Genomic DNA, 24,306 nt, shown 5'->3' on the forward strand with positions numbered 1-24,306 from the left:
AGCTTTACGACAAAAAAATAATACTACCCTCACGCGCGATCGTTATCGTGTTGTGAGGGTTTATGCTTTGCAGACTTGGCATAGATAAGCTTTAGGTTTGCCGATAAGGTCTTAACAGACCACGAGATAGGATGAGTGCGATGGCGAGTGCCGTGGACACGGCCTTGGAAAAGATCAGCAATTTCGAGCGTCCCATTCGCTGGGTGTTCGAGATTGGACTGGCTGTATTGCTCGCTATCATCGCCGCGCGGCTCGTTTGGCTGGTAGCGTTTCCGACGGGATCTGTCGCAACGTTTACAGATCGGCCGTTGGCATCGCCGATCTCTGGTAGTTCAGGGGCTTTATCGCTTTCCGTTGATCGAACGATAATTTTGAGCTCGAACCCGTTTGAAACGGATGCTGTTGATGAAATGATCGCTGCAGTTCCTGAAACCAGTTTGAATATCCAACTGATCGGACTTCGCATGTCGAGCGAAGGCGATATTGCGGGGAATGCGATCATTCGGACGCCGCGCGGCGAAGCAGAAAATTTCCGCGTGGGGGATGAGATTATCCCAGGGGTCACACTTGAACGCATCCTCTCTGACCGTGTGATCATTAACCGAGACGGCGCGACTGAGACGCTGATGCGCGGCGGCCGCAGCGCCGGTCTTTCCGTGATCGGTGACGAGTCTGATGCTGTTCTGGCGGTGCCCAGATCAAGCTCGAACGCCCCGTCGCAAGCGCAAGTTAGCGCGCCGCCAATTACTGGCCAGATCGCTGGCCCCGATGTCTTGTTTACGGCTATGAACGCCACCTTTGTCGAGCAAGACGATGGTGTGAGAGGCTATCAGCTCACAGCCCGCGGAAACGCGGAAACCATGCGTCTGGCAGGGTTTGAGCCTGGCGATATCTTGCTGCAAATTAATGGCACGTCAGTGGCGGAAGCTGATTTAGATGAATTGTTAGAACGATTTGGTCAGGCTGATGCGGCTATTTTGCGCGTTAATCGCGACGGAATTGATCGAACCATTCGTTTGGAGATAGGTGAGTAGGTGCTACGCATGAAAAAGATACTAGCCGCATCCGCATTGGCGCTCGGCGTTCATGTTGGCGCTGTCGCCGAGATGAACTCGCCGCAGGCTGCGCGTCATGTGCTCAGCTTGAATGATGTTGATATCACTGCCCTGATCGACGATGTCTCGATCATTACGGGGAACACATTCATTCTGCATCCCGATGTCCGGCGCACCAAAGTTACAGTGATGTCTCAGGCCTCGATGACAACGGAAGAAGTGTTCCAAGTCTTCCTATCGACCCTGCGGGTGCACGGTTTCGCGGCTGTTCCGGCGGGCAAAGGGGTGTACCGAATTGTCCCAGAGCAAATGGCGATCGGGGATGCGGGTGTTCGCGGTGTCGGCCCGAACGCGTTTATCACCCAGGTGTTCAAGCTCGACAATTTCAGCGCCATCGAAGCGGCGCAGATGGTCAAGCCGCTCGTAGATGCACAAGGCCAAGTGGTTGCCAATGCCCGCTCGAACACGCTTGTTCTGGTGGATTATGCGTCGAACATGCCGCGTTTGCGCGAAATCGTGGCTGGCCTCGATGAGAATGATCGCACCAAAGTCGAGACCGTCTCGCTCAGAAATGTTCCGGCACGCGAAGTTGAAGGCATTCTGACCGATCTGCTCAGCGATCGCGATGATAATCCAAACAATCAGTTTGAGGTCTCGGCCTCGACAAGTTCGAATTCGATCGTACTGAAAGGCGATGAAGCCACCGTCGCACGCGCCCTCAGTGTTGTTAAAGAGCTGGATAATTCAGATCCAGTCCGCGACAGTTTGCGGGTGATCGAGCTTAAAAATGCGAACGCCGAAGACATCGTACCCATCCTTGAGCGCTTAGGCGACACGATGGCCGAGCAATCCGCGCCAGGCGATGCAACGACACCAGGATCAACGATCGCCCATCACCAACCGACCAATTCTCTCGTGATTAGTGCGTCTCCAGATACAATTTTGGCGATGGAGCGGGTTGTCGAAGCGCTCGATCGGCGCCGCGCACAAGTCTTCCTAGAGGCGATCATTGTTGAGATTTCCGACTCTGCGGCGAGAGATCTTGGCGTGCAATTTTTGCTCTCAGGGACGGGCGATTCTTCCGTTCCATTCCTCAGCACCAATTTCTCAAATGATGCGCCTAGTTTGCTGCAACTTGCCGGCGCGACGATCAATTCAGACGTGCTCGGCGGCACCAATCCGTTTGTTAGCGGCGCGATTGATTCTCTGATTGGGCAACAAGGCGTCGGCTTCGGCGCCGGGGGACAAAGCGGCGACACTTTGTTCGGTGCAATCGTGACGGCACTTGAGGAAGACGAGCAGTCTCGGGTCTTGTCCAAACCGTTCAATATGACGCTCGACAATGGCCGCTCAGAACTCTTAGTGGGGCAACAAATCCCGGTTGCCACGGGTGAAACGCTCGGCTCGGACAATAGCAATCCGTTCCGGACCGTGACCCGACAGGATGTCGGGATCAAGCTCAATGTCACGCCTCGCATCACTGCCGACGATACGATCCATCTGGATATCTTCCAGGAGGTCTCGAGCATTTCGCCAACGCTGACGGCGGGCGCAAATGACTTCGTGACCAATCTGCGCACGATCGAAACAACCGTGCTGGCGGACGATGGTGAAATCATCGTTCTGGGTGGGCTGATCGAGCAGCGCCAAGACGTGATCAGCAATAAAGTGCCGATTGCGGGCGATATCCCGGTGGTTGGAAACCTATTTAAGTCTGAGAATACAGACAATCGGCGGACAAATCTCATGGTCTTCATCCGGCCGACCATCATTCGTGACCGCGAAGACTCACGCCGAGTCACGCGCAGATCTTATCGCTACATTCAGGCGGAAGAGTTGTTGAATGATGAGGTGGATGGCGAACGGATTTCCGAGCTTGATGCCTTCTTCTCTGAAGTCTTAGGGACCACCCCGCCGGAGGAGTAATCGCTCCGCATTTCGTTCGAAACTGTGTTAGAGTCGAGTATGAGCAGCGCTAATCCTGACCTCTCTTATGCATTCGCCCGCGACAAAGGCTTAGTTGTCTTGGAGGGGATGGAGGATCAAGTGCGCGTTGCGGTTCGCCACGGCGCAGACCCGTTTTCCTTGATCGAAGCACGCCGTGTTCTGCGGCGTCCCCTGACACTGCAAGCCATGGCGCCGCAAGAGTTTGAGCGGGCGCTGACCGAGCACTACGCACGCGAGGGCGTCAGCGGCGACGAAGCTGAAGCAGCGCTCGACAGCCAAGGCGGCTTGGCAAGCCTGGTCGACGGCATTCCCGAGACCGCAGACTTGCTCGATGGAGATGATGACGCCCCAGTGATCCGCTTGATCAATGGATTGATTTACGAAGCTGTGAACCGCAAAGCGTCCGATGTTCATATCGAACCGCACGAAGAGACATTATCGGTGCGGTACAGAATTGATGGCGTGTTGCAGGAAGTCCTGACCCCATCTCGGCGCCTTGCTGCCCCTCTTACGAGCCGGATCAAAGTCATGGCGCGGCTTGATATTGCTGAGAAACGCGTGCCGCAAGATGGCCGGATCTCGCTCTCTATTGGTGGCCGCAGCATTGATGTCCGTGTCTCAACACTGCCGAGCCGATATGGCGAGCGGGTGACGATGCGACTGCTCGACACGCGCAATGCACTGCTGGGGCTCGACGAGCTTGGCATGGACGCAGTGACGCTCAACCGGTTCCGCGAAATTCTCGCGCAACCGAATGGGATTACGCTGGTCACGGGGCCAACGGGTTCGGGTAAAACAACGACGCTCTATTCAGCCTTGTCTGTGCTCAATAATGGCGAGCGGAATGTGATGACGCTCGAAGACCCGATCGAGTATGGCCTTGATGGCATCAGCCAAACCCAGATGCATCACAAAGTCGGGCTGACCTTTGCAGCAACCCTGCGGGCGATCCTGCGGCACGACCCTGATGTCGTGATGGTCGGTGAGATCCGAGACCTCGAAACCGCTAAAGTCGCATTTGAATTCGCTTCCACCGGGCGGCCAGTTCTGTCGACAGTCCACACCAATAGTGCTGCTGGGGCGATCCAGCGCCTCCGCGATATGGGGATTGAGCCGTATGTGCTCGCTGCGACGCTAAAAGCGGTGATCGCCCAGCGCTTGGTGCGAAAACTTTGCGAGCATTGCCGCGAGCCGCATCAATCGACGCCGGACGAGCTCGCAATGTTTGGACTAAGCGCCAGCGAAGCGCCGCAGCTTTGGCGTCCTGGCGGCTGCATGGCCTGCGGCAATAGCGGCTATAATGGCCGATTGGGTGTCTACGAACTGATCACCATTGATGGCGGGTTACGCGATCTGATCCGGGCCGATGGTTCAGAAGATCAAATCCAAGATATGGCCTTTGCCAATCATGACTCCCTGTTCCGGAATGCAGCGCGCTATGTGAAAACGGGCCTCACGAGCGTGGAGGAGGTCTTGCGGGTCTGCCGCCGCGAGGAGGAACGCTAAGCCATGGCTGTGTTCGACTATGTGGCAATCGGTACAGATGGCAAACGCGCCACGGGCGTGATCACCGCGGATTCTGCAAGGTCCGCCCGAAAAGAGCTTCGCCTCAAACAATTATCGCCGCTTGAAGTCAAAGAGGCTCGCCAGAAGTCGGCGAGTGCGACCCGCGCGCGCGGGTCGATGTCTGGCAAAGATCTGGTTCTGGTGACGCGGCAGCTCGCCATGCTGATCAAAGCAGGCTCGACCGTTGAAGAAGCCTTGGGCGCGATCGCTAGCGAGGCCGAAAACCCGGGCGCGCGGCGGGTCCTGATGGGCGTGCGCGGCAATGTTCAGGAAGGCTACTCCTTCGCTGACTCGCTGGGCCAATCCTCGAAATCCTTTCCGCCTTATTATCGTGCCGTCGTCTCAGCTGGACAGACTTCGGGCCGCTTGGGCGATGTGTTGGAACGACTGGCCACGCATTTGGAAAAATCGAGAAAGCTACGCAGCAAACTGCTATCTGCGCTCATTTATCCGGCGGTCCTGGCAATTGTCGCCTTGATCGTCGTGATCTTGCTTCTGATCTTTGTGGTTCCAGCTGTGGTTGAGCAGTTTGAGACAGTCGGGCAGGAATTGCCGGCTCTAACCAATGCGGTGATCGCAGCTTCAGAATTTATGCGCGGTTGGGGATTGGTGATCTTGCCGGCGATCGGCCTCGGCCTTTGGCTACTGCGTGGTGTGTTCCGCACGCCGCGGATCAAGCTGGGATGGGACCAATTTGTCCTGCGCTTGCCGATGCTAGGAAAGGTGATCAAATCGGCGAATGCGGCTCAGTTCGCGCGGACTTTTGCGACCCTCTCTGGAAGCGGCGCAACCGTGCCAGACGCGCTCGTCGCGGCGCGGGGATCGGTTGGCAATGAAGTCTTCCGACAAGCGGCAAACAAGGTCCGGCGACAGGTCGAAGAAGGCCAACAGCTTCACCGGGCGATGCGCGCCACGGAGGTGTTCCCGCCTATGCTTGTTCACATGGTCGCTAGTGGCGAGCGGGGCGGGGATCTGCCCGCCATGATGGGCCGCGCCGCAGACTATATGGAAGATGAGCTCGATAGCAGCGCGACCGTCGCATTGGGCCTATTGGAGCCGCTTCTGATCGTGCTCTTAGCAGGGGTTGTGGCGGTGATCGTCCTCGCCATTATGCTTCCCATCTTGCAGCTTAACACAATGGCGATTGGCGCCTGAGGAGAGATAGATGACGAAATCGCAGAAGAAACGTCAGGCTCAGCGTGGCTTTACGCTTACCGAGATCATGGTCGTCGTATTCATCATCGGGCTATTGTCGAGCGTCGTCTTGTTCAACGTGCTCGGCGCCCGTTCTGATGCGCAAGTCAAAACGGCACGCGTGAATATTAGCGCGCTATCGCAAGCACTCGAGCAATATGCGCTAGATGCCTATGATTATCCGACCCAGCAGCAAGGCCTGGATGCCTTGGTAGAGCGCCCAGACAATCTGCCTGATGGCGCGTCTTATCGGACCGGCGGCTATCTCCAAAAAGGCTCTATACCGCTCGATCCATGGGGGCGTGAGTACATCTACGAGCGGCCTGGTGATAAATCGGGTCGGCCTTATGACCTCTACTCATTGGGCGCTGATGGCGAAGAGGGTGGAGAAGAGCTCGACGCTGACATCGGAAATTGGGACTAGGCACGCGGAAGACCATGTTGCGACGATCTGATCCTTATCGCGCCAGTGAGCGCGGCATGACGATTGTCGAAGTGCTGATGGTGGTGTTCATCATCGGCCTGACTGCGGGCATTGTCACGCTCAGCCTGCCGCAACGCCCCACAGCTGAACAAGCGGGCGCGCAAGCCTTCGCGCGCGTGCTCGGAGAGGCGCAAGACCAAGCTATTCTTTCAGGGCAGCCGGTTGGGTTAAAGCTCACAGATGATGGCTATATGCTGATGCAATGGCGCCGAGACGATTGGCGACGCCAAGGGCGGCCTGAACGTCTGCCTTCTAGCTTGGATATTGTGCTGCAGACAGAATTGCCACCTCGGCCTGAGACTTGGCCAGAGCTTGTTTTTGATCCCTCGGGTGTGGTTCAGCTCGCCGACTTTCAGTTGCGCGGGCGCGGTGTGCGTTTCGATATCAGCCTGGATGAGACGGGAGGGGTTCGCCTTGTTGAACGCTGACCGTAGGACGGAAGCTGGATTTAGTCTCGTCGAGACCGTCGCCGCGATGGGCATTTTGGCGCTCGCAGCTGTGCCGCTTTTGCAAATCACCACCGATGCGACCCGCAATGCCGCCAGCCTCGAAGGGCGGGTCTTGGCGCGCACGGTCGCCGAGAATGTCATGGCCCGATCGATGGCAACGGACGAGACCATCGATGCGGGGCTGCAATCTGGCCAAGAGGTGCAAATGGGCCGGACTTATGTCTGGTCGCGAACCGCATCGCTGGCTCAGCCCGGCGAGTTGCAGAATTTGGAAGTCTTGGTCCGGCGCGAAGGGGACGAGCAGGTCTTGGCGCGATTGGTGAGCTTAAAATACACGTCTATTCCGCTATCGCCGCTCAGCACGAGCAATGATCAGACACCAGGCGGAGACGAAACATGATCCGCTCTCGGTACCCTCAAGCCGGTTTTTCCTTAGCTGATACACTGGTGGCGCTTTTCATCCTCGCTTTGGTCTCGTCAGCCGGTGCAACGCTTTTGATGGGCGCGACAGGCGCCGGGAAAAAGATCCGGTCGCAAGAAGCCGAAGCGCGCCAGCTTGATATCGCTCAGCGCCTGATCCGGCAGGATATTGCTGCGATGACCGCGCGCGCCATCCAGCCGGCTGATGGATTCTCTGAAGTTGGCAACTTGTTCGGTGAGGCGCCGCGCGGCGAAGCACCCTTTTTGCGGTTTGTTCGCGGCGGCTGGATTAATCCAGGACTGATCGAACCGCGAAGCTCGCTTCAGGCCGTCCAATACTCAATCCGCGATCGCGCGCTCATTCGATCCGTCACGCTCCGGCCCGATGCGACTCGCGGAACGCCAGTGTCTGAGCGTGTTTTATTGGAGAATATCGAAGCCGTGGATCTCGGCTTTGTGCGCGGCGATCAGCGCTCTGATTTTTGGCAAGGTGATTTGCTTCAGAACCGTAACTTGCTGCCAGACCTGATTGAGATCACGATCGCGTTTGAGGATAATACATCGCTATCGATTGCGGCGCTGACAGGAGGACGGGGATGACCGCAAACACCCCATCTTCCCAGCGTGGTGCGGCGCTGCTGACGGTCCTGATGATCATCGCGGCGATGGCGGTGGCAGCATTGGCGGTTGCGAGTGCGGTCACCCAATCGACCCAGCGCGCCCGCGCGCTCGATGCGCAAGCACAGCTCGGGTTGTACGCCGTCTCCGCAGAAGAAGTCGCAAAGGCGCGGATGACAAGCCTCTTAGAACCCATCCAAAGCCGCCTCAGCGCGGATCTGCCAGGCTTTAACGAGCCGCAGATTATCCCGGTTGATGGCGGCGCCTTCACAGTCACCGTGCGCGATGCCTCCAATTGTTTCGACGTGAACACGCTTGCGAACGCCGCAAACACGACAGAAGAAGCAGGGGCGTTTAATCCTTCGGCCGACTTCCAATCGCTGCTTGAGGCGACGTTTGAAGACGCATTTGCGTCCGATGCGGTGGCTTTGGCATCCGCGGTGATGGATTGGATGGATACCGATTCCGTGCCGCGCAGCGGCGGCGCCGAGGATTCTTTTTATGCCAGTGAGGTGCCGTCTTACCGGACCTCAAGCCAGCCATTCACCACGGTGGACGAGTTACGGGCGGTTCGCGGCTACACTCCCGAAGTTTACACAGCCGTCCGACCTTTGCTGTGCGCTTTGCCGCCGTCAGATCAGCGCGGAACTGTTGCGATCAATATCAACACGCTGAGCGAGGCTCAGGCGCCGTTGATGCAGCTCGCGTTCGGAGATGCGCTCAGCGTGGATGATGCAAGATCACTGATCGATAGTCGTCCAATTGGCGGCTGGGCGGACATAGAATCTTTACTCGAAGACCCGATTGTACAGCGCATTGATCCTAACCGCATTCAAGTCGATCGCCTCGGTCTCGTCACAAGCTTGGTGGAAGTTTCTGCAAATGTATCTTATCGCGGACATGATATGACGATGCGGTATCTTTTTGAAGCTGTGCCAGGGCAACCTGTACGAACGCTGCGACGCGAGCGGATCGGCTAATGAGCCGCGTCTACGCCCTCCTGCAACCCGATGGGTCATTGCTGGCAGCGCGTCAGAAAGGCAGTGCTTGGAAACTGGTGCCGATCGGTCAAGGGGTTGAAGCGAACGGAAAGAACCTCACGGTCTTTCTAAACGGTCTCGATGTGCTTGGCGTCTCCGCAGTTATCCCGGCGCGGAACGAAAACGAAGCCCGCAAGGCCGCGCCTTTTGCGATCGAGGATGACATCGCGGACGCAATTGAAGCGAGCCATGTGGCGCTTGCGGCACCGAACAAAGACGATCCGAGCCTCCCCCGACAAATCAATGTCGCCTCTATCGATCGCCTGACCGATATTTGTAAGCATCTTAGCGATATCGGGTATGGTGAAGCGGCGCTTGTGGCTGCCCATAGCGTGCTTCCAAATAAAGATATCTTGTTCGAAGCGCCCGGCCTCGTCTTAGGGCGCCTTGGTCCGCGCACATTTGCGGCAGATGCATCGCTTGGGCGGGATGTGATGATCAGCCTTTTAGAGGCGCATCCCGAGACGGCTGTACATGGCGAGCATATCGCTGCTGCGGTGGGTCGTTCGAGCAGTGCGCCAGGGGCTGACAGTTTGGAAGCTCTCTTGTTGCAACTGGCGATTTGGGCTGATGGCGGAAACCAAGGCATTGATCTGAAACAGGGCGCCTTTAAAGCCCGCCGTTCGGTCGATTTTGACGGGTTTGGTCGCTGGAAGGTCGCAGGAGCCCTGGCGGCAGTGGTTGCGCTTAGCTGGTTTGGCAGCGCGATTTTGGAAACCAATGCGATGAACAATCGCTCTGCTGAACTGGATGCGCTGTCCGAAGAGTTTGCGCGCGTCGGTTGGCCGGAAACCAATGGCGACGTTCAACAGGTCTTGGCGATTTCAGGCAGCGATCGCAGTGACGGGGTGCAAGTTTTCCCGTCAGTGCTCGATGCAACTGCGGTACTCTATGACGCGCTCGCGCAAGTCGAAGGCACCGAATTGAGATCGATCCGATATGACCGGTTGCGCCGACAAATGACGGCAACGATCGCGTTTGAGAGCTTCGCCGATGTCGACCGGTTGACCGCGGTGGTCAACGCCACGGGCTTGCAGGCGAGGTCTGGCGATTCCAGACAAAGTGGCTCAAAAGTCGTCGGCGATTTGACGTTGGAGAATGCCTCATGACGTCATGGTGGAAAGGCTTGGACGATCGCGAGCGCTTGTTGATCTCGATCGCAGCAGCACTGACGGCGCTGGTCGTGCTGTGGCAGTTTGTGTTCGTGCCGACGATGAGCGCACGTGCGGAAGCGCGGGCCAATCTGGAAGAGTCGGATCGCACGCTGTCGCGCATTCAGGAGAACTATATGCGCCAGCGGGCGCTCGGGGCCGCGGCTCCGACAAATGCGCGTCCAACTTCCGCAAGCATTGAAGACTTTAAAGCGGCCGTGACTGGCTCGGCGAGCGATATTGGGCTGGGTATTACCCGCCTCCAAGGCGATAGCGCAACCAATGTTCGCTTGGTCTTTGAAGGCGTCGATCCGCGACTGGTCTTTCTGTGGCTAGAAGATATCCAGGCGAAACATAATGGTCAGGTCACACGCTTCACGATGGAGCAGGCTGGCGGCGGTCTGGTGCGGGTAAATGTCGATCTCGCCGCGGGAGGTTTGTGATGCGGCAATTGGCATTGCTCTTGATTTTTCTCGTCATCCTGGCCGGCGCGCTCATCGCTTACACGCCATTGGGATTCGTTGTTAGCCAGTCGGGAATCAAGGATGCTGGGATCGGCTGGGCCAAGATCGATGGAACGCTCACAAAGGGCAGGATCAGCGGCCTCTATGTTGGGACCCAACCGATTGGCGATGTCAGTCTCAAGCTGAGGCCGATGTCATTGCTGACGTTAAAGCCTTCCTATGATGTCCAATGGGGCGGCGCAGGCGGCCGCGGGACCGGTATCCTAACCCTCTCACGCACCGCGCTGATCGGCGCTGAGATCCGAATGCAGCAAGAGATCGGCGCGCTCGAAGGTCTATCGCCTCCCGTGCGCGCGATGGGCGGCAATCTGCGCATTGAGGATGGGACGTTTCGGCTGACCCAAACCGGCTGCGAGTCAGCGAGTGGGACGCTTTCAACCAACACGCTGTCGACGCTCGCCTCACAATATGGCCGGCAATTTGGTCAAATCTCTGGACCCGTCAGCTGCGATGCGGGGGCATTCGTCATCGCGATGGCAGGAGATTCGGACGCAGGCGACCGAGTGGAGATCGACGCTCGCGCGGCGTTCTCAGGACAGAACGATTTTGAGACGCGGATCGTCACACAAGACACCCAGATCATTATTGCGCTGACGCAAGTTGGATTTCAGCGGGAAAACGGGCAGTTTATCTATCGCCAGTCAGGCACAACAGGACCATAAGCATGAAGTCTCTTATTCTGGCATCGACCGCACTATTGGTTTTGGTCTCGGGCTGTCGTTCAACCCCTGACGCTGATCCACTTGAAGAACGCGCCCGGATGCTGGCCCTGAAGCCAGCCATCGATAGTGTTCCGTCCTCCGGCCTCGGGCCTCAAGAATTACTGGAAGGCGAGTGCGGCTTATTCCTTTGGAGCCAAACAGACACCAGCAAGTTCATCTTCTTTTCCAAAGCGCTATCTGGTGAGGCCGTGTTCGCGCAATCAGAGGTCCCGATTTCGCTGGTGCAGATCGGCGCAGGCGGTGAAATCTTTGGCCAGTTCAATACCGAAACGCGTTACCTGTCCGAGGATGGCAGAGAAGCGACCCTGTCATTCACGCCAGGCGAAGCGATGAATGGCGGGCAGCGCATTGCCGATGGCTTGATCAGTCTGACCGATCAAGAAGGCTGGTTGACCAAACTCCCAGTGCTCGGGCTGCGGGCCTGCCAGCCTGAATGAGCTCGGCAAACCACCCATGCCTCTACACCCATAACGCGCCGGGCGAGTTTCGTGCTGTTGCGACAGATGCGGACGGCCGGCCATGCCACATCTTCATAGAGCGCTGGCTAGGGCAGGGAGGTCGCGCCCGATTTGGGGCTGTGTCCAATGCGCGACTTCGGAAGTTTGCGGATGATGTCCAAGGCGCGTTCGTGGAACTCACCTCGGGCGAGGAAGCGTTCTTACGCCTCAAATCGCGCGATGGGCTCACAGAAGGGGCCTTGTGTCGGGTGCAGATCAGCAGCGAGGCGCGCCGCGATAAACTGGCGCGGGTCACGCGGTTCGAGGGCGCGATCACGGATCAATCTGCGTTTGAGCTATGGCGGGATCAGCTGCCGACTGGGCCAGACGGTGAACCGATCGAAGAGGCAGACTTCGTTGCCGCGACCATTGATGACGCACTTTCGCCATCGCTTTCTCTGCCAAAGGGCGGTCGCCTTCACATTGAGCGGACGCGCGCCTTGACCGCAGTCGATATTGATACGGCGGGTCGGGCGGCTCGCGGCAGCGCTGGCGCCAGAGCGCTATCCATCAATTCAGAGGCGGCGCAAGAAATGGCGCGGCAAATCAGTTTGCGCGGCCTGGGCGGCAATGTGGTGCTTGATTGTGTTGGGCCGCTCAATGCAGGCGCGCGGGACCAACTGCAATCTAAGACGCAAGCGGCGTTTAAGGCACTTGGGTTGGAGCCCGCAAAAACGCTGAAGCCATCCCCGCTCGGACTCATGGAAGTGTCCGTGCCTTGGCGCTTCATGCCTCTGGCGGATCAGATTGAAGCCGCGCCAGCTGAGACCGATCTCTTGGCGCTGTTGCGCGAGGCGGATCGTGTGGCAGCAGTAAATCCGATGCAGTTATACGAATTGAGCCTTGGCGGCGCCGTCTGGCAGGCCTATTTAGAGCGCCGAACCGATGCCGATGCAGCAATTGAGAAACATTTCGGGGCGCGATTATCGGTCAGCGAAAGCCCGAATTTGGAAAGCAGGATGAGGAAAAGATGAGCAAGAAGAAGTGCCCCGTCTGCGAAACCCGAATGGTCGCTGCCGAGTTCAAACCGTTCTGCTCCAAACGGTGCGCCGATGTTGATTTATCGCGTTGGCTAAAAGGCGGTTACGCCATTCCTGGCCGCCCGGCTGAGCAAGCTGATGAAGTGCCGGGACAACCCGATCCGTCAGACGCCTAAGTAGGTGTCGCCACTAAGCCGGATCATGAGCGTCTGAAACCGCTGGCGGGCCATAGATAATCCGCATGCTTTCCTGCAGTAGATCATCCTCGAATCCACTCCGCGATTGAACCATTCCAATAAAGAATAGGTCATTCTCGGGGTCGACCCAGAACCAAGTGCCTAGTGCGCCTCGCCAATAATAGCTGCTCTTTGGAGCGGCCAGTTTCGAGACAGCGGAATTTTCAATCGTTCCCACGCCAAAGCCAAAACCTAGTCCAGCAGATTGTCCCGATCGACTGACCGTACTCGCCTTTCCACGATATTGAATCTTGTTTGTGCGAAATTTTTTCAGTGTCTCCGGCTGTAAAAGTTGGCGCCCGCCAACCTGTCCATCCTTGATCAAGAAGGTTAGAAATCGCGAATAATCGGCCTGGGTTGAGTAGAGACCTTTGCCGCCTTCAAAGAAGTATTGTGCTTGGGATGCGAAGTCTGCAGCTTCATAATCGATATAGGTCAAATTGCCTGGCGCATACTCGGTTACGCCACTGATGCGGTCGAGCTGGTCATGGGCGACATAAAATCCAGTGTCGCGCATGCCCAGAGGGTCGAAAATCTCGCGGGTTAAAAACGCATCTAGAGATTCGCCAGCGACTCGCTCGATGATCGCGCCTTGGAGATCTGAGGCAATTGAATATTGCCATTCTGCGCCTGGGGCGCGGGCATAAGGCAGGCTGGCGACTTTAGAGATCAAATCCGAAGAGGTTCGCGACCTCATGATCTCCATCTCGATCAGGCGACGGTCGATCACGGAGTTTGCTTGATTGCCATAAGCGAAACCCGCCGTATGGCTTAGCAATTGGCGCATCGTTGGCGGAGCCGGCGGGCGATAGGTGTATAGATTTCCGTCCTCGTCATAATCTGCAAGCACTTCAGTCTCTGCAAACTCGGGGAGTATTTTTGTGATCGGGTCATCCAGCTCAAATGCGCCACGTTCCATGAGAATGAGCATGCCGATCGCTGTGATCGGCTTCGTCATAGAATAGATTCGATAGATCGTTGTATCGGAGACAGTCTCGCAATTTTCCGAACTAACCGAGCCATAATAGCCTTCGGCTTTTAGGTCTCCATTTTGCCAAAGACCGTATGACACATTGGCGACTTTGCGCGTGTCGACAAGGGTCTTCATTTCGGCATCTAAGGTGACCATCACCTCTTCTCTCAGAGCGAACTGCGCCTCTGCCAGGTTCGCCCAACATCCAGCCCAACAGGCCAAAGTAAAGACGAGTAAACGGGGAAGTGCGAACATGCTGCATCGCTTTCGATTAGAATCAAAATCAACGCAGTGGGTTCATTGCTGGGCTACACGCCTTGCCGCGGGATGCAAATCCCTCAGTACAAGAGTTACAAAGCTTTAAAGAAGGCACGGTGAGACGATCGACGAAATCGTCACACAAATAGGGCTTGCCCTTCGAAAGTGACTCAATTAGGGAGCCAAAAAGGGAGCTCCCCACATGAATATCCGACAAGCGATCACCTTTGACGACGTGCTTTTGCAGCCCGGCGCGAGTGAGGTCACACCGTCCGAGGTCGATGTCTCAACCCGTCTCACTCAATCGATCAGTCTCAATATTCCGCTGATTTCAGCCGCCATGGACACGGTTACCGAGGCTCGCCTGGCCATCGCTATGGCGCAAGCTGGCGGCATTGGCGTGGTTCACCGCAACTTCTCAATTGAGGAGCAAGCGGCGCAGGTGACCCAGGTCAAAAAGTTTGAAAGCGGCGTCGTGATGAACCCGGTCACGATCGAACCCTCGGCGAGCATCGCGGAACTGAAGGCGTTGAAGGAGCAAACCGGTTTTTCTGGTATTCCAGTGGTTGAGAAAGGCAAACTCGTTGGTATCGTGACCAATCGCGATATGAGATTTGCGCCCGATCTGAACGAACGCGTCGGAAGCTTGATGACCCGCGATGTGGTCACGGTGACTATGGACGTGCCGATCGATGAAGCGCGCACATTGCTGCACAAGCATCGGATCGAGCGGCTCGTTATCGTAGATGATGGCGGCAATTGCATCGGACTGCTCACCGTCAAAGACATGGACAAAGCCGCCGTAAACCCGAACGCGGCGAAAGATGATGGCGGACGATTGAGAGTCGCGGCGGCGTCTACGGTCGGGGATGCTGGCTTCGAACGAACCGAAGCTCTGATCGCAGCGGGCGCCGATGCCGTAATCATCGACACCGCGCATGGTCACTCCAAAGCCGTTGGCGAGGCCGTGACGCGAGCCAAGAAAATTTCCAACGCGGTTCAGATCATTGCGGGAAATGTCGCAACGGCCGACGCCACGAAAGCCTTGATCGATGCGGGCGCTGACGCGGTCAAAGTCGGGATCGGTCCAGGTTCGATTTGTACGACACGGATCGTAGCAGGGGTCGGCGTGCCGCAGCTCACTGCGATTGAAGATTGTGCAAACGCGGCTCAGGCGACGGGCACACCGATTATCGCGGATGGCGGTATCAAATTTTCGGGCGATTTTGCCAAAGCATTGGCGGCGGGCGCATCGACGGCAATGATGGGATCCATGTTTGCCGGAACCGAAGAAGCGCCGGGCGAGGTCTTCCTCTATCAAGGCCGCTCCTACAAAGCCTATCGCGGCATGGGCAGCCTCGGCGCGATGGCCCGCGGATCTGCGGACCGTTATTTCCAAAAGGATGCAGCGAGCGACAAATTGGTTCCTGAAGGCATCGAAGGCCAAGTCCCGTTCAAAGGCCCAATCGGACCCATCGTGCACCAAATGGTCGGCGGCTTACGCGCCGCGATGGGCTATGTCGGCGCCCCGACTATGGAAGAGCTGCACAAGCGCGCTCAATTTGTTCAGATCACCGGCGCAGGCCTGCATGAAAGCCACGTCCACGACGTCCAAATGACCCGCGAGGCCCCGAATTATTCGCTGAGCCGGGGCTAGCTCGCCTTCGGCTCTCGCCACATCGGTTCCATAATTGGGCTGTCTTCATCGCCGACTTGGAACAGGCCCATCCGTTCGAACCCGTGGGAGGCGTAAAAGCCAGTATTGTCTGGATTGGAATTTTCCAAATAGACGGGCATTCCGGCGGCATCGCAGGCGGTGAGGACGGGGCGGAGCAGTCCTTTTCCGACGCCTTTTCCGCGCGCTTTTTGAGTCGTGCCAATCGCGAAGAGGTAGAAGTGCGGATCCTTGGGATGCCATTCTTGCATCAGCTCTGAGATCGCTAATCCGCGTTTGATCGCGCCGAATGTGCCATGGCGCAGCTGTCCGAGCGCAAATTTTGCAAGTCCGAACTGACTGGGCGCGGCTTCGACCCCTGGCGGCATCCACATCGTCGCGCCGCCGGCTGCGTGAATATGGCAAAGCCCAGATGGGACATACATCTCTCGCGCCATGACCCGGTACATGGACCGGATCGAGTTCTGTTTGCCAAATACATAATTGTTAACTGGGTCGTTGGCGAAGGCTTCGGCGGTGATATCGGCAACCTCGCGCCAGTCTTGGGGCGCTGCTTGGCGTAAATCGCTTCCTGAAAGGTCTATTTCCATTCAATCTTTGTGTGCGAGGGGCGGGGGATTTGCAAGCCTGACGGGGTTCAATTCAGAATCCGCTGCAAAAAATTCATTCAGGCCGCCAAAGAAGGTTGCAAGGCTTTTCCGGCTTGTCTATATCGGCCCCTCAACCGCGCGCTCCCTTCGTCTATCGGTTAGGACGCCAGGTTTTCAACCTGGAAAGAGGGGTTCGATTCCCCTAGGGAGTGCCACTTTTATCACCGTCATGTCAGTTTTTGCTGTCGCTATGAGCAAAGCTGCGTGACAGATTCCTCGTCCCGGTCTATCGATATGGTTAACACGGGGGTGTGATTTGAGTAACGCGGCTGAACAAGTTCCAGATATGGGTCCTGAACCAGGCGTACGCCTGATCGGCCGAATCAAATGGTTCGACACGGTGAAGGGCTATGGATTTATCGTGCCAGAATCCGTTGAAGGCGTGATGCTGAATCAAGATGTCATGCTGCATGTCTCGTGTTTGCGCGCTTATGGCGAAAGCTCAGCCGATGAAGGTGCGCGGATTGTGTGCGATATCGTTGAGCGCGAGCGCGGCTGGCAGGTCCTCAATATTATCGAAATGGACCGTCCAAAAGCGTCGATTATGCGCGATAAGGGCGAGGCCGTAGTTTATGAGCGTGTGATCGTGAAATGGTTCAATGCTGCGCAAGGCTTTGGCTTTGTAAACCGGCCGGGGGACGCCGCTGATATCTTTATCCATATCTCAGTTATGCGCCGGGCGGGCCTCGACAGTTTGGAAACCGGAATGTCGCTCGATATCGTCGCCGGCAGCGGCAATAAGGGCGAAAGCGTCATCGCGGTAAAAAAATAGCGATCTCTGCCCGACCTGCTTGCCGACAATCTGAGCCGCAGTTAGACATACCGGCATGAAACGTATTCTTTTCTCCGCTTTCGCGACCCTCGCTTTGTGTTCTGGCCCGGCCTTAGCCGATCCAATGGAAGTAACCCCGCTTTCCATCCTCTCAGGCGACAGCGTGCACGAGTTTTCCGTCGAAGTCGCAAATGATAGTGATGAGATCTCGTTTGGCCTTATGGAACGCGGGAGCATGGATGCTGACAAAGGCATGCTGTTCGATTTCAACCCGCCGCGTGAGCCGTCAATGTATATGAAGAATACACTGATTTCATTGGATATGTTGTTCATTGCCGAAGATGGTTATATTGAGATGATCGCTCGCAACACGGTGCCTGGTTCTTTGCGGACCATCTCACCGGGCGTGCCGGTGCGGGCGGTGCTCGAGCTGAATGGCGGCCTCGCAGCAGAGCTTGGAATCTCGCCAGGCGATACGGTGCAGCACCCATTGTTCGGGAATGCCAGCGCAGAAACGCCTGCGGAATAGCTTTTTATGAGAGAAGAAGACCTTCCCGCGCATCTCGTTGTGCCGGAAGGCTTTGCGCTCTCCCGGTCTCGCGGAAAATTCTCCAACCATAATGGACCGGTTTATGAGGCGAGCGCGAAAGGCGACGCGCGCAGCGGGCTTTTTGTCTTAGATCGCCACTGTAACAGCATGGGTTTCCTGCATGGCGGCATGGCCAGCGCCTTCGCAGATCGTTCGCTTGCCATGGCGGTTTGGGCCGAAACGCAGAAAATGTCAGTCACGCTAAAACTGACCTTGCACTTTTTAGAGACAGTTCGGCTGCACAATTGGTTGGAAGCGCATCCGACCGTCCAAAGCCACGCGCATGATTTGGTTCATGTTTCTGCGGATTTCTTGATAAATGGCGAGCGATTGGCCGCGCGCGCAGATGCGACATTCAGAACACTGCGAAGACAGCAAAAATAGGGTTGAAACCCGAAAAACCGACAGTATACCGGGAGGCCGGAGCGTGGCGCAGCCTGGTAGCGCATCTGGTTTGGGACCAGAGGGTCGTAGGTTCGAATCCTATCGCTCCGACCAGTTTCTTCTCTAGGAGATGGTCTACATGGATGCCCGTATCTACAAGCCTGCGAAGACTGCTATGCAATCTGGCCGCGGCAAAACGAAAGATTGGGTATTAGAGTACGTCTCCGGAGCCAAAAGATCGAGCGATCCAGTCATGGGCTGGACCAGTATCGATGATATGACGGGCCAAGTCCGTCTTCACTTTGATAGCCGCGAACAGGCCATCGCCTATGCAAAGCGCGAGGGCCTGATCTTCGCGGTCGAAGAGCCGCGCGAAGTGAAGCGCTTGGTGAAATCTTATTCAGAGAATTTCGCTGCCAATCGCAAGCAGCCTTGGACTCACTAAACGAGCCCCACTAAACGAATGTCGGCCCCGCGCTGAAGTTCGATAGGTTCGGCAACGCCGCCGCAATCTCGGAATCTGTCAATCCAAACCAGCGCCCAAGCGGTTCGGCGAATTGCTCGACCGAAGTGGTTGGGATCAATCTTCCGCTGCCCGCGTCTTGGTCATGACCGAAATCAAAAGGCGGGATATCGCCATAGATCTGGCCGCCTTGGACCGCATCTCCAATAACGAAATGGTGGCTACCCCAACCGTGATCGGTTCCGTCGCCATTGATCGCGAGGGTTCGTCCAAAGTCTGACGCGGTGAACAGCGTCACATCATTGCCGAGGCCAATCTCCTGCATCGCTTGATAGAAGGCGACGACGCCGCCATCGATTTCTTGTTGAAGGGCGGGCAGGTCGTTGGCTTGATTGGAGTGGGTATCAAAGCCGCCAATCGCGACGAAAAATACCTGGCGATTGACCAAGAGTGCGTCGCGAATTGCGATCGTGTTAGCGACCGCTTGCAGCTGTTGCCCGAGGAAGTTTTGTGGAAATGCCGTCGCAAAAGGTTGAATGGATTCAAACGCTTGGTTGAAGGTCTCATTGGTCGTGAGCGCGGTCCGCATGGCGGTCGCGATATCCCGATCAATCAGGTTCGAACTGTTAAAGTCCATCGCCTCAAAATGGTCTCTGAGCTTTTGATAAATCGAATTGGGATCAGCTTGATTCTCCGCGCCCGCAAAGAAATTCAGAGCATCGATTTCAGGCGCGCCATCCAGTCCGATTTGATAGGGGCTAGCTTCTGAACCGGTCAAAAAGAGCTCATTGCCAAGGCTGGTAATTGTTGAAAAGTCTTGTGCCCCGGGATTGGCTCCTGCCGCTAACACAGCGTCTGCGAAACGCCCGCCCCAGCCAAATTGCGCGCCTTCAGGTTCACTCGACATCCAAGTCGATTGTTGATCATTGTGAGAAAACAGGCGCTTGGGTTGCGGCGCGCTGTCATTCTCGAACTGGGTTTTATTGATCGGTTGAATGAGCGGGCCGACATTGCCCACAATCGCGGCGTTGCCATCATCGAACAGGCCTTTAATGCCGCTCAACTCCTCTGGCAGCGCAAACTGGCGTCCACCAAAATCTGCGGCATTGCTTGGGTTGAGCGGCAGCAATCGATCCCGCGCCCGGGTCGAGCCCCCTTGCATATTATTATACAGGCCAAGCAAGGGTGCTCGAATCTCTGCGTACCGGTCATAGGCGGCTTGATCATATGGGAGGACTGTATCGTGACCATCCAGCCCGCCTAAGAAAAACAGACAGACAATGGCTTTATACCCTGAGGTTTCGGCCGCGCTGGCTTGGAAGGCGGAGAGGGAGCTGCCAAGACCTGCGAGTGTGGCTGCGCTGAGCGCGCTGGCGCCGGTCAGAAAAGTTCTACGAGTGGTTTTCATATCAGGTCCTCCTAGCGCTGCACGACGTAATCTGGTGATGTCATCATCATCAGAATCGATAGTCCGACGCGCAAAAACGGCCCGTCATAATCGGGATCGTTCGGGTCCTCGAGCGGAATATCGTTCAAGAAGGTGATGATGGTTGATTTCGTTTCTTCCGATGTTGATCCAAAGGCGAGCAACAGATCGAGATGATCAACCAACGCGGCCGGATCGGTGGCGAGCGCCAATTCATCTGAATAGTCAGGAATGAAACTCGTCGTCGAAGCCTCATCAGACCCATTGGCTGCAAAAGCGAACACAAAATAAGTCATGAAGTTCGCATAATTGGAAATCGAATTCGCGTTCACCAATTGAAGCTCGGGCATGGTCAGGCCCGCGGCGCCGGTTTCCGTGCCAGGCGCCACATAGCCAGGCCGATAGAAATTGAACACAGAGGGAGACTTATACGGCGCTTGTGAAAGGCCGCCGCCAAAACTTGTATTCCAGAGGGGGAATGTGTGTTCGGGGGTGATCGTACCCGCGTCGAACGCCCGCGCCCATTGGATGAAGCGTAGAACTGGCTCTCGGACCTTGCCAAACTGGGTCTCATCGCGATTAGACGCGTCTCGCGCATCCTGATCGAACAAGACCGCCGCAATCGTTGCGGATAGATCGCCGCGGCGGCCATCCCCAACGACAGACCCATTTGGAAGCGCATATTGGCCATCTGCAAAAGCTGTCGCGACCCGGCCGATATAATCGGGTTCAGGATCGCTGGTGACAAATCTTTGGATCAATTGCCGGGCCAAAAATGGCGGCGTGTTGGGGTGATCGACGAGCGTGTCGAGGGCGATATCAATACTTTCTTCAGGCCCGGTTCCTGCGGGAATGGTAGTGCCGAGGAAGGTCTTTTCGAGCTCAGAATGCCACTCCGGATACGCCTCCATCGGGGTGTGCAAGGCGTTTTCTGGAATCGTTCTGAAGTCGAAAAAGAACTCTCCGCCAGAGAGGCTCAAGCCGGTGAAAACCCGAGCGAGGCCGGTCACATCAGCGTTCGAATAGGTTTCGATTGTTGCGCCACCTTGCGTAATCGGACTGCCATCCATGTTGAGATTGACGAGGCCGATCGAGAAGAGCTGCATGACTTCGCGTGCATAATTCTCATCCGGCATTCGGCCTGTGGCGGGATCGCCTTTCACATTCTGCAAATAGGTCAAATACTCGCCCATGGCGGGCGAATAAGTCACGTCTTCAAGTAGATCGCGATAGTTGCCAAAGGCGTTGCTAACCAAGATGTCCTGATAATGCGCGACCGTATTGGGCACTTCGAACAGGAAGTTCCCCTCCGCGTGAGAAATGACCAGGATTTGGGAGAGCGCGAACGCCATCCGCTGCCGCAATTGGTCATCGCCTTCAATCGCATTGATCCAGAAAGAGAAGGTTGGGGTTTGCCTTTTCTCGAAGGATAGCTGCCCCTGATCATCGCGCGCGCCATCTTCTGCGATTTCGGTCAGGACATAGTTTAAGTTCAAGCTGGCAGGCTTGTTGAATTCGGCCAAGATCCAGTCTGATGGCGCGGTGCCTGTGAGTTGCGTGATCTCTGATTGGGTCGGGCCAAACGTTGCTTGGGATAGAAACAAAGCTGTCGAGGCTTCTGTAGAAAAGGCTGAGCTCGATGGCGGCGGCGGAGGAGGCGGGGGTGGAGGAGGAGGGGGCGGAGGTGGTGGCGACGTTCCAACGCCGCCTGGGATAGAGCCGCTATCGCCACCGCCGCCCCCGCATGCAGAAAGCCCTAAAACGAGAGCTAGCGCTGCGCTCTGCGCGAACAGCCTCATCTTGTTTGAACGCATCCCTTCCTCCCTAGTACTCCCGCAGTCTTCGCCGATTCACTTAATAAACGAATTTTTATCGGCCGGATTTTTTCTCGCCGACATGACGAAGGTTTAACGATAACCAGAGCGAACTCCGTCGCTTGGTATTGATAAGATGCGCCAAAAGCCGCGATTGGATGCAGCTTGCACCACAAATCACGGCTTTAAATTTTCAGACATTCAGATTAAGGCAAGCCCTCTGAAGGCCCCTTAGCTCAGTTGGATAGAGCACCCGACTTCTAATCGGACGGTCGCAGGTTCGAATCCTGCAGGGGTCGCCAGAGATAATGGGCTTAATTAGGTTCGGTCAGGGGCGGCGCTTCAACGAAGGGCTTGATGCCGAATTCTGGGTAAATCTCGCTGGGAAAATAGATGTCTCCATCCGCGACGACCATTGAGATCGCTTTGATCGCTTTGAAGTCTTCTGTGGGGTCCCCGGCAATGAGAAAGAAATCGGCTTCTTTGCCAGGCGAAATTGAACCTAACCGGTCGCCAGCGCCAAGATAATCGGCCATGCCTTGACTGGCCCAGGCGAGGATCTCTCCGGGTTCCATACCGATGCTTTGGTATAGTTCCAGCTCGCGGTGATAGGCGAATGAGCCGCCAAGGTCAGTCCCTGGCACCATAAAAATCCCGCGTTCGCGCATCAAGGCGAGCGTGCGCTTGATTTGCTCGAAAGCTTCGGCATAGGCCCGATCGTCTTCGTCGGACTCGATGGCTGCCCAAGCGGTTTTCGCTTGCCGTTGAGCATTGACCGGAAGGTGATCAATGATGTCGACTGATCCGGCGCTGATTACGCCATTGCGCGACAAGAGCAGGGCTTCATGGATGGCCAAGGTTGGATCGATTGCAACCTGGTTTTCAATCATCGCGTCCAGAGTGGCTTTTACGTTATCAGCCGTTAGATCCAAGGCAGGCAATCGTTTAAGCGCCGTTAGCCGGAGCAGGGTGCGCGTATCTTCGCCTTGCTCTAAGACCCAACCGAGCATGACCTGATTGATATGGGTCATCTCATCATAACCAGCGTCGATCATTTGATTTGCATTGGAGAAGGCAGGGACGTGACCGGTGACGCGCAGCCCTCTTACTCGCGCTCGCTCGACCATAGCCGGGACCCAATCGGGGTTCATTGAATTGTAGATCTTGATCTGATGAAACACGCCCTGATCCGCATAAGTGTCTACGGCCGCGACTGCTTGTGCCTCGGTCTCAACCAAGATCCCATTGTTTGAGTTGAATGGGCTTCGTCCTTCGATGAAGCCGCTGCGAAAGACTTCAGGACCCGCGAGTCGACCACTTTCAAGCTTCTCAATTAGGTCGGATAGAACCTCATTGTCGTTTCCTGTATCACGCACCGTGGTTACGCCAGCTGCGATGTTCAACAGGGCGCTTTGTTGGCCGAGATGGGCGTGCATTTCGAACAGGCCAGGCACGAGGGTGCCGCCTGCACCTTCAATGCTGATCTCGCCCGGCGACGAAGCATCCGCAGCTTCAATTGCCGATATCATTCCATCCTGGACGGTAACGGAGACGAGATCGCCAATGCTTTCAGTCGCCGGATCGAACAGGCGAACATTCTGAACTCGGATTGGCTGATCATAGCTACGAACTGTGCGTGCCTGGATTTCTTCATAGCGCCGCGCGCCATATTCAGCGGCAAGACCGCGTAAGCGTTCGTCTTCGCCGTCAAATCCTTCTGCCAGGATCGACATCCTTGGCGAAACATAGCCAAAAAACTGACTGTCTTGCATCAAGAAATAGGTTGGATTGTAGCTTGTGCCCGAAAGCGCATAAGTCGTGGCTTGGCTTACCGCTCCATCCACATTTGTGACGTCGATGGTTTCGAGCATATCGAGACGCAGAGTGCCGCCAGGAAGGGCGGGCATCTGATTGTCTGGATCTGCAAGTAGCGCTTTTGCGGTCACCGCTAGTCCGAACGGGCTGCCATTCTGCGCAACATAGAGCGTGGGTTCCGAAACCGTTGCTTGTTCCGTACCAGTTGAGTCCGTCCAGCTCGCAATTCCGTTTTCAAGTGTGAACGACTCGTCAACGGCATTGCCGAACGTTGTGTTGCCCTTGGCGGTCCAACCAATTGGGAGACCGTCTGCGCTCAGCGTGATGGTTTCGTTGATCGTCGGCCCGCGACCATTATTCCGGTACTCATAAAAGACATTGTAGCCGGTTTCGGTCGGCGTGGCTTCAACCGCACCGATATTGGTGCCTTGGACAAAGACATGGTAGGTCGCCGTATCCGAGGATTCTGAGGGCTCAGTGTCCGGACCCTCCTGTGGCGCGGAACATGCCGCAAGAATTGTAACAGTGCCGCCAAGCACCGCGCGCTCAATGAATTTTCTCAGTTTCACACCAGCTCTCCCAAAACCTGATGGTTCTGGTTAGC

25 protein-coding genes and 3 tRNA genes are annotated in these 24,306 nt (G+C 56.2%); 23 read left to right on the top strand and 5 right to left on the bottom strand.

Annotated features, from left to right (window positions below):
• The first annotated feature begins 140 nt into the window (after positions 1-140).
• The 15 genes from MY069_RS16425 to MY069_RS16495 are packed head-to-tail and all read left to right on the top strand — an operon-like array spanning position 141 to position 12,823.
• The gene (locus MY069_RS16425) at positions 141-1,034 is read left to right on the top strand and encodes a type II secretion system protein N (protein ID WP_482794869.1); all 894 of its coding nucleotides are present in this window, start codon (positions 141-143) and stop codon (positions 1,032-1,034) included.
• A 9-nt stretch (positions 1,035-1,043) separates the two neighbouring features.
• Positions 1,044-2,981: a type II secretion system secretin GspD gene (gspD, locus tag MY069_RS16430; protein ID WP_482794870.1), complete on the top strand. Its 1,938-nt coding sequence runs from the start codon at positions 1,044-1,046 to the stop codon at positions 2,979-2,981.
• A gap of 39 nt (positions 2,982-3,020) precedes the next feature.
• Positions 3,021-4,508, top strand: coding sequence for a type II secretion system ATPase GspE (gspE, locus tag MY069_RS16435; RefSeq protein WP_482794871.1), 1,488 nt, complete (start codon positions 3,021-3,023; stop codon positions 4,506-4,508).
• Between the two features lie 3 nt (positions 4,509-4,511).
• A complete protein-coding gene (gene gspF / locus MY069_RS16440; RefSeq protein ID WP_482794872.1) occupies positions 4,512-5,723 on the top strand; it encodes a type II secretion system inner membrane protein GspF in 1,212 nt (403 codons plus the stop codon).
• Positions 5,724-5,733: 10 nt separating this feature from the next.
• The gene (gene gspG, locus MY069_RS16445) at positions 5,734-6,186 is read left to right on the top strand and encodes a type II secretion system major pseudopilin GspG (protein WP_482794873.1); all 453 of its coding nucleotides are present in this window, start codon (positions 5,734-5,736) and stop codon (positions 6,184-6,186) included.
• A 14-nt stretch (positions 6,187-6,200) separates the two neighbouring features.
• Positions 6,201-6,674, top strand: a complete 474-nt coding sequence (locus MY069_RS16450; protein WP_482794874.1) for a GspH/FimT family pseudopilin — start codon at positions 6,201-6,203, stop codon at positions 6,672-6,674.
• Entirely contained in the window at positions 6,661-7,095 is a 435-nt protein-coding gene (gene gspI / locus MY069_RS16455; protein WP_482794875.1) for a type II secretion system minor pseudopilin GspI, read from the top strand. The genes MY069_RS16450 and gspI overlap by 14 nt, the downstream gene beginning before the upstream one ends.
• Positions 7,092-7,715, top strand: a complete 624-nt coding sequence (gspJ, locus tag MY069_RS16460) for a type II secretion system minor pseudopilin GspJ (RefSeq protein ID WP_482794876.1) — start codon at positions 7,092-7,094, stop codon at positions 7,713-7,715. Before gspI ends, gspJ begins: the two co-directional genes overlap by 4 nt.
• Positions 7,712-8,713 (top strand): type II secretion system minor pseudopilin GspK, encoded by a 1,002-nt coding sequence (gene gspK, locus MY069_RS16465; RefSeq protein ID WP_482794877.1) that lies wholly within the window; start codon positions 7,712-7,714, stop codon positions 8,711-8,713. Before gspJ ends, gspK begins: the two co-directional genes overlap by 4 nt.
• Entirely contained in the window at positions 8,713-9,882 is a 1,170-nt protein-coding gene (gene gspL / locus MY069_RS16470; protein ID WP_482794878.1) for a type II secretion system protein GspL, read from the top strand. Before gspK ends, gspL begins: the two co-directional genes overlap by 1 nt.
• Positions 9,879-10,367 carry a type II secretion system protein GspM gene (gene gspM, locus MY069_RS16475; RefSeq protein WP_482794879.1) on the top strand — a complete coding sequence of 163 codons (489 nt, stop codon included), beginning with the start codon at positions 9,879-9,881 and terminating at the stop codon, positions 10,365-10,367. Before gspL ends, gspM begins: the two co-directional genes overlap by 4 nt.
• Complete coding sequence (gspN, locus tag MY069_RS16480) at positions 10,367-11,110, top strand: type II secretion system protein N (RefSeq protein WP_482794880.1); 744 nt, start codon at positions 10,367-10,369, stop codon at positions 11,108-11,110. The genes gspM and gspN overlap by 1 nt, the downstream gene beginning before the upstream one ends.
• A 2-nt stretch (positions 11,111-11,112) precedes the next feature.
• Entirely contained in the window at positions 11,113-11,607 is a 495-nt protein-coding gene (locus MY069_RS16485; protein ID WP_482794881.1) for a hypothetical protein, read from the top strand.
• On the top strand, positions 11,604-12,641 hold the full coding sequence (locus MY069_RS16490) for a ribonuclease E/G (RefSeq protein ID WP_482794882.1): 1,038 nt from the start codon (positions 11,604-11,606) through the stop codon (positions 12,639-12,641). The genes MY069_RS16485 and MY069_RS16490 overlap by 4 nt, the downstream gene beginning before the upstream one ends.
• Complete coding sequence (locus MY069_RS16495; protein WP_482794883.1) at positions 12,638-12,823, top strand: DNA gyrase inhibitor YacG; 186 nt, start codon at positions 12,638-12,640, stop codon at positions 12,821-12,823. Before MY069_RS16490 ends, MY069_RS16495 begins: the two co-directional genes overlap by 4 nt.
• 13 nt (positions 12,824-12,836) lie before the next feature.
• On the opposite strand, the gene MY069_RS16500 is transcribed toward MY069_RS16495, so the two are convergent.
• A complete protein-coding gene (locus MY069_RS16500; RefSeq protein ID WP_482794884.1) occupies positions 12,837-14,012 on the bottom strand; it encodes a serine hydrolase domain-containing protein in 1,176 nt (391 codons plus the stop codon).
• Between the two features lie 304 nt (positions 14,013-14,316).
• On the opposite strand from MY069_RS16500, the gene guaB reads away from it, so the two are divergent.
• Positions 14,317-15,771, top strand: a complete 1,455-nt coding sequence (gene guaB / locus MY069_RS16505; protein WP_482794885.1) for an IMP dehydrogenase — start codon at positions 14,317-14,319, stop codon at positions 15,769-15,771.
• Here guaB and MY069_RS16510 read toward each other — a convergent pair.
• Entirely contained in the window at positions 15,768-16,379 is a 612-nt protein-coding gene (locus MY069_RS16510; protein ID WP_482794886.1) for a GNAT family N-acetyltransferase, read from the bottom strand. The genes guaB and MY069_RS16510 overlap by 4 nt on opposite strands.
• Before the next feature lie 140 nt (positions 16,380-16,519).
• Here MY069_RS16510 and MY069_RS16515 point away from each other — a divergent pair.
• The 6 genes from MY069_RS16515 (at position 16,520) to MY069_RS16540 (ending at position 18,629) form a co-directional block, all read left to right on the top strand.
• Positions 16,520-16,594 (top strand) — tRNA-Glu (locus MY069_RS16515).
• A 101-nt stretch (positions 16,595-16,695) separates the two neighbouring features.
• Positions 16,696-17,211 (top strand): cold-shock protein, encoded by a 516-nt coding sequence (locus MY069_RS16520; RefSeq protein ID WP_482794887.1) that lies wholly within the window; start codon positions 16,696-16,698, stop codon positions 17,209-17,211.
• Between the two features lie 55 nt (positions 17,212-17,266).
• Complete coding sequence (locus MY069_RS16525) at positions 17,267-17,740, top strand: DUF192 domain-containing protein (RefSeq protein ID WP_482794888.1); 474 nt, start codon at positions 17,267-17,269, stop codon at positions 17,738-17,740.
• A 6-nt stretch (positions 17,741-17,746) separates the two neighbouring features.
• Positions 17,747-18,184 carry a PaaI family thioesterase gene (locus tag MY069_RS16530; protein ID WP_482794889.1) on the top strand — a complete coding sequence of 146 codons (438 nt, stop codon included), beginning with the start codon at positions 17,747-17,749 and terminating at the stop codon, positions 18,182-18,184.
• Positions 18,185-18,221: 37 nt separating this feature from the next.
• Positions 18,222-18,298, top strand: a tRNA-Pro gene (locus tag MY069_RS16535).
• A 25-nt stretch (positions 18,299-18,323) separates the two neighbouring features.
• Positions 18,324-18,629 carry an ETC complex I subunit gene (locus MY069_RS16540; protein WP_482794890.1) on the top strand — a complete coding sequence of 102 codons (306 nt, stop codon included), beginning with the start codon at positions 18,324-18,326 and terminating at the stop codon, positions 18,627-18,629.
• A gap of 10 nt (positions 18,630-18,639) precedes the next feature.
• Here MY069_RS16540 and MY069_RS16545 read toward each other — a convergent pair whose 3' ends face one another.
• The gene (locus MY069_RS16545; protein ID WP_482794891.1) at positions 18,640-20,055 is read right to left on the bottom strand and encodes a DUF1501 domain-containing protein; all 1,416 of its coding nucleotides are present in this window, start codon (positions 20,053-20,055) and stop codon (positions 18,640-18,642) included.
• An 11-nt stretch (positions 20,056-20,066) separates the two neighbouring features.
• Positions 20,067-21,677 (bottom strand): DUF1800 domain-containing protein, encoded by a 1,611-nt coding sequence (locus MY069_RS16550; RefSeq protein WP_482794892.1) that lies wholly within the window; start codon positions 21,675-21,677, stop codon positions 20,067-20,069.
• Positions 21,678-22,112: 435 nt separating this feature from the next.
• On the opposite strand from MY069_RS16550, the gene MY069_RS16555 reads away from it, so the two are divergent.
• Positions 22,113-22,189: transfer RNA gene (locus MY069_RS16555), tRNA-Arg, on the top strand.
• 12 nt (positions 22,190-22,201) lie between these two features.
• On the opposite strand, the gene MY069_RS16560 is transcribed toward MY069_RS16555, so the two are convergent.
• Positions 22,202-24,271: an amidohydrolase family protein gene (locus MY069_RS16560; RefSeq protein WP_482794893.1), complete on the bottom strand. Its 2,070-nt coding sequence runs from the start codon at positions 24,269-24,271 to the stop codon at positions 22,202-22,204.
• Positions 24,272-24,306 lie beyond the last annotated feature (35 nt).

It is taken from the genome of Hyphomonas sp. ske169 (assembly GCF_056850855.1).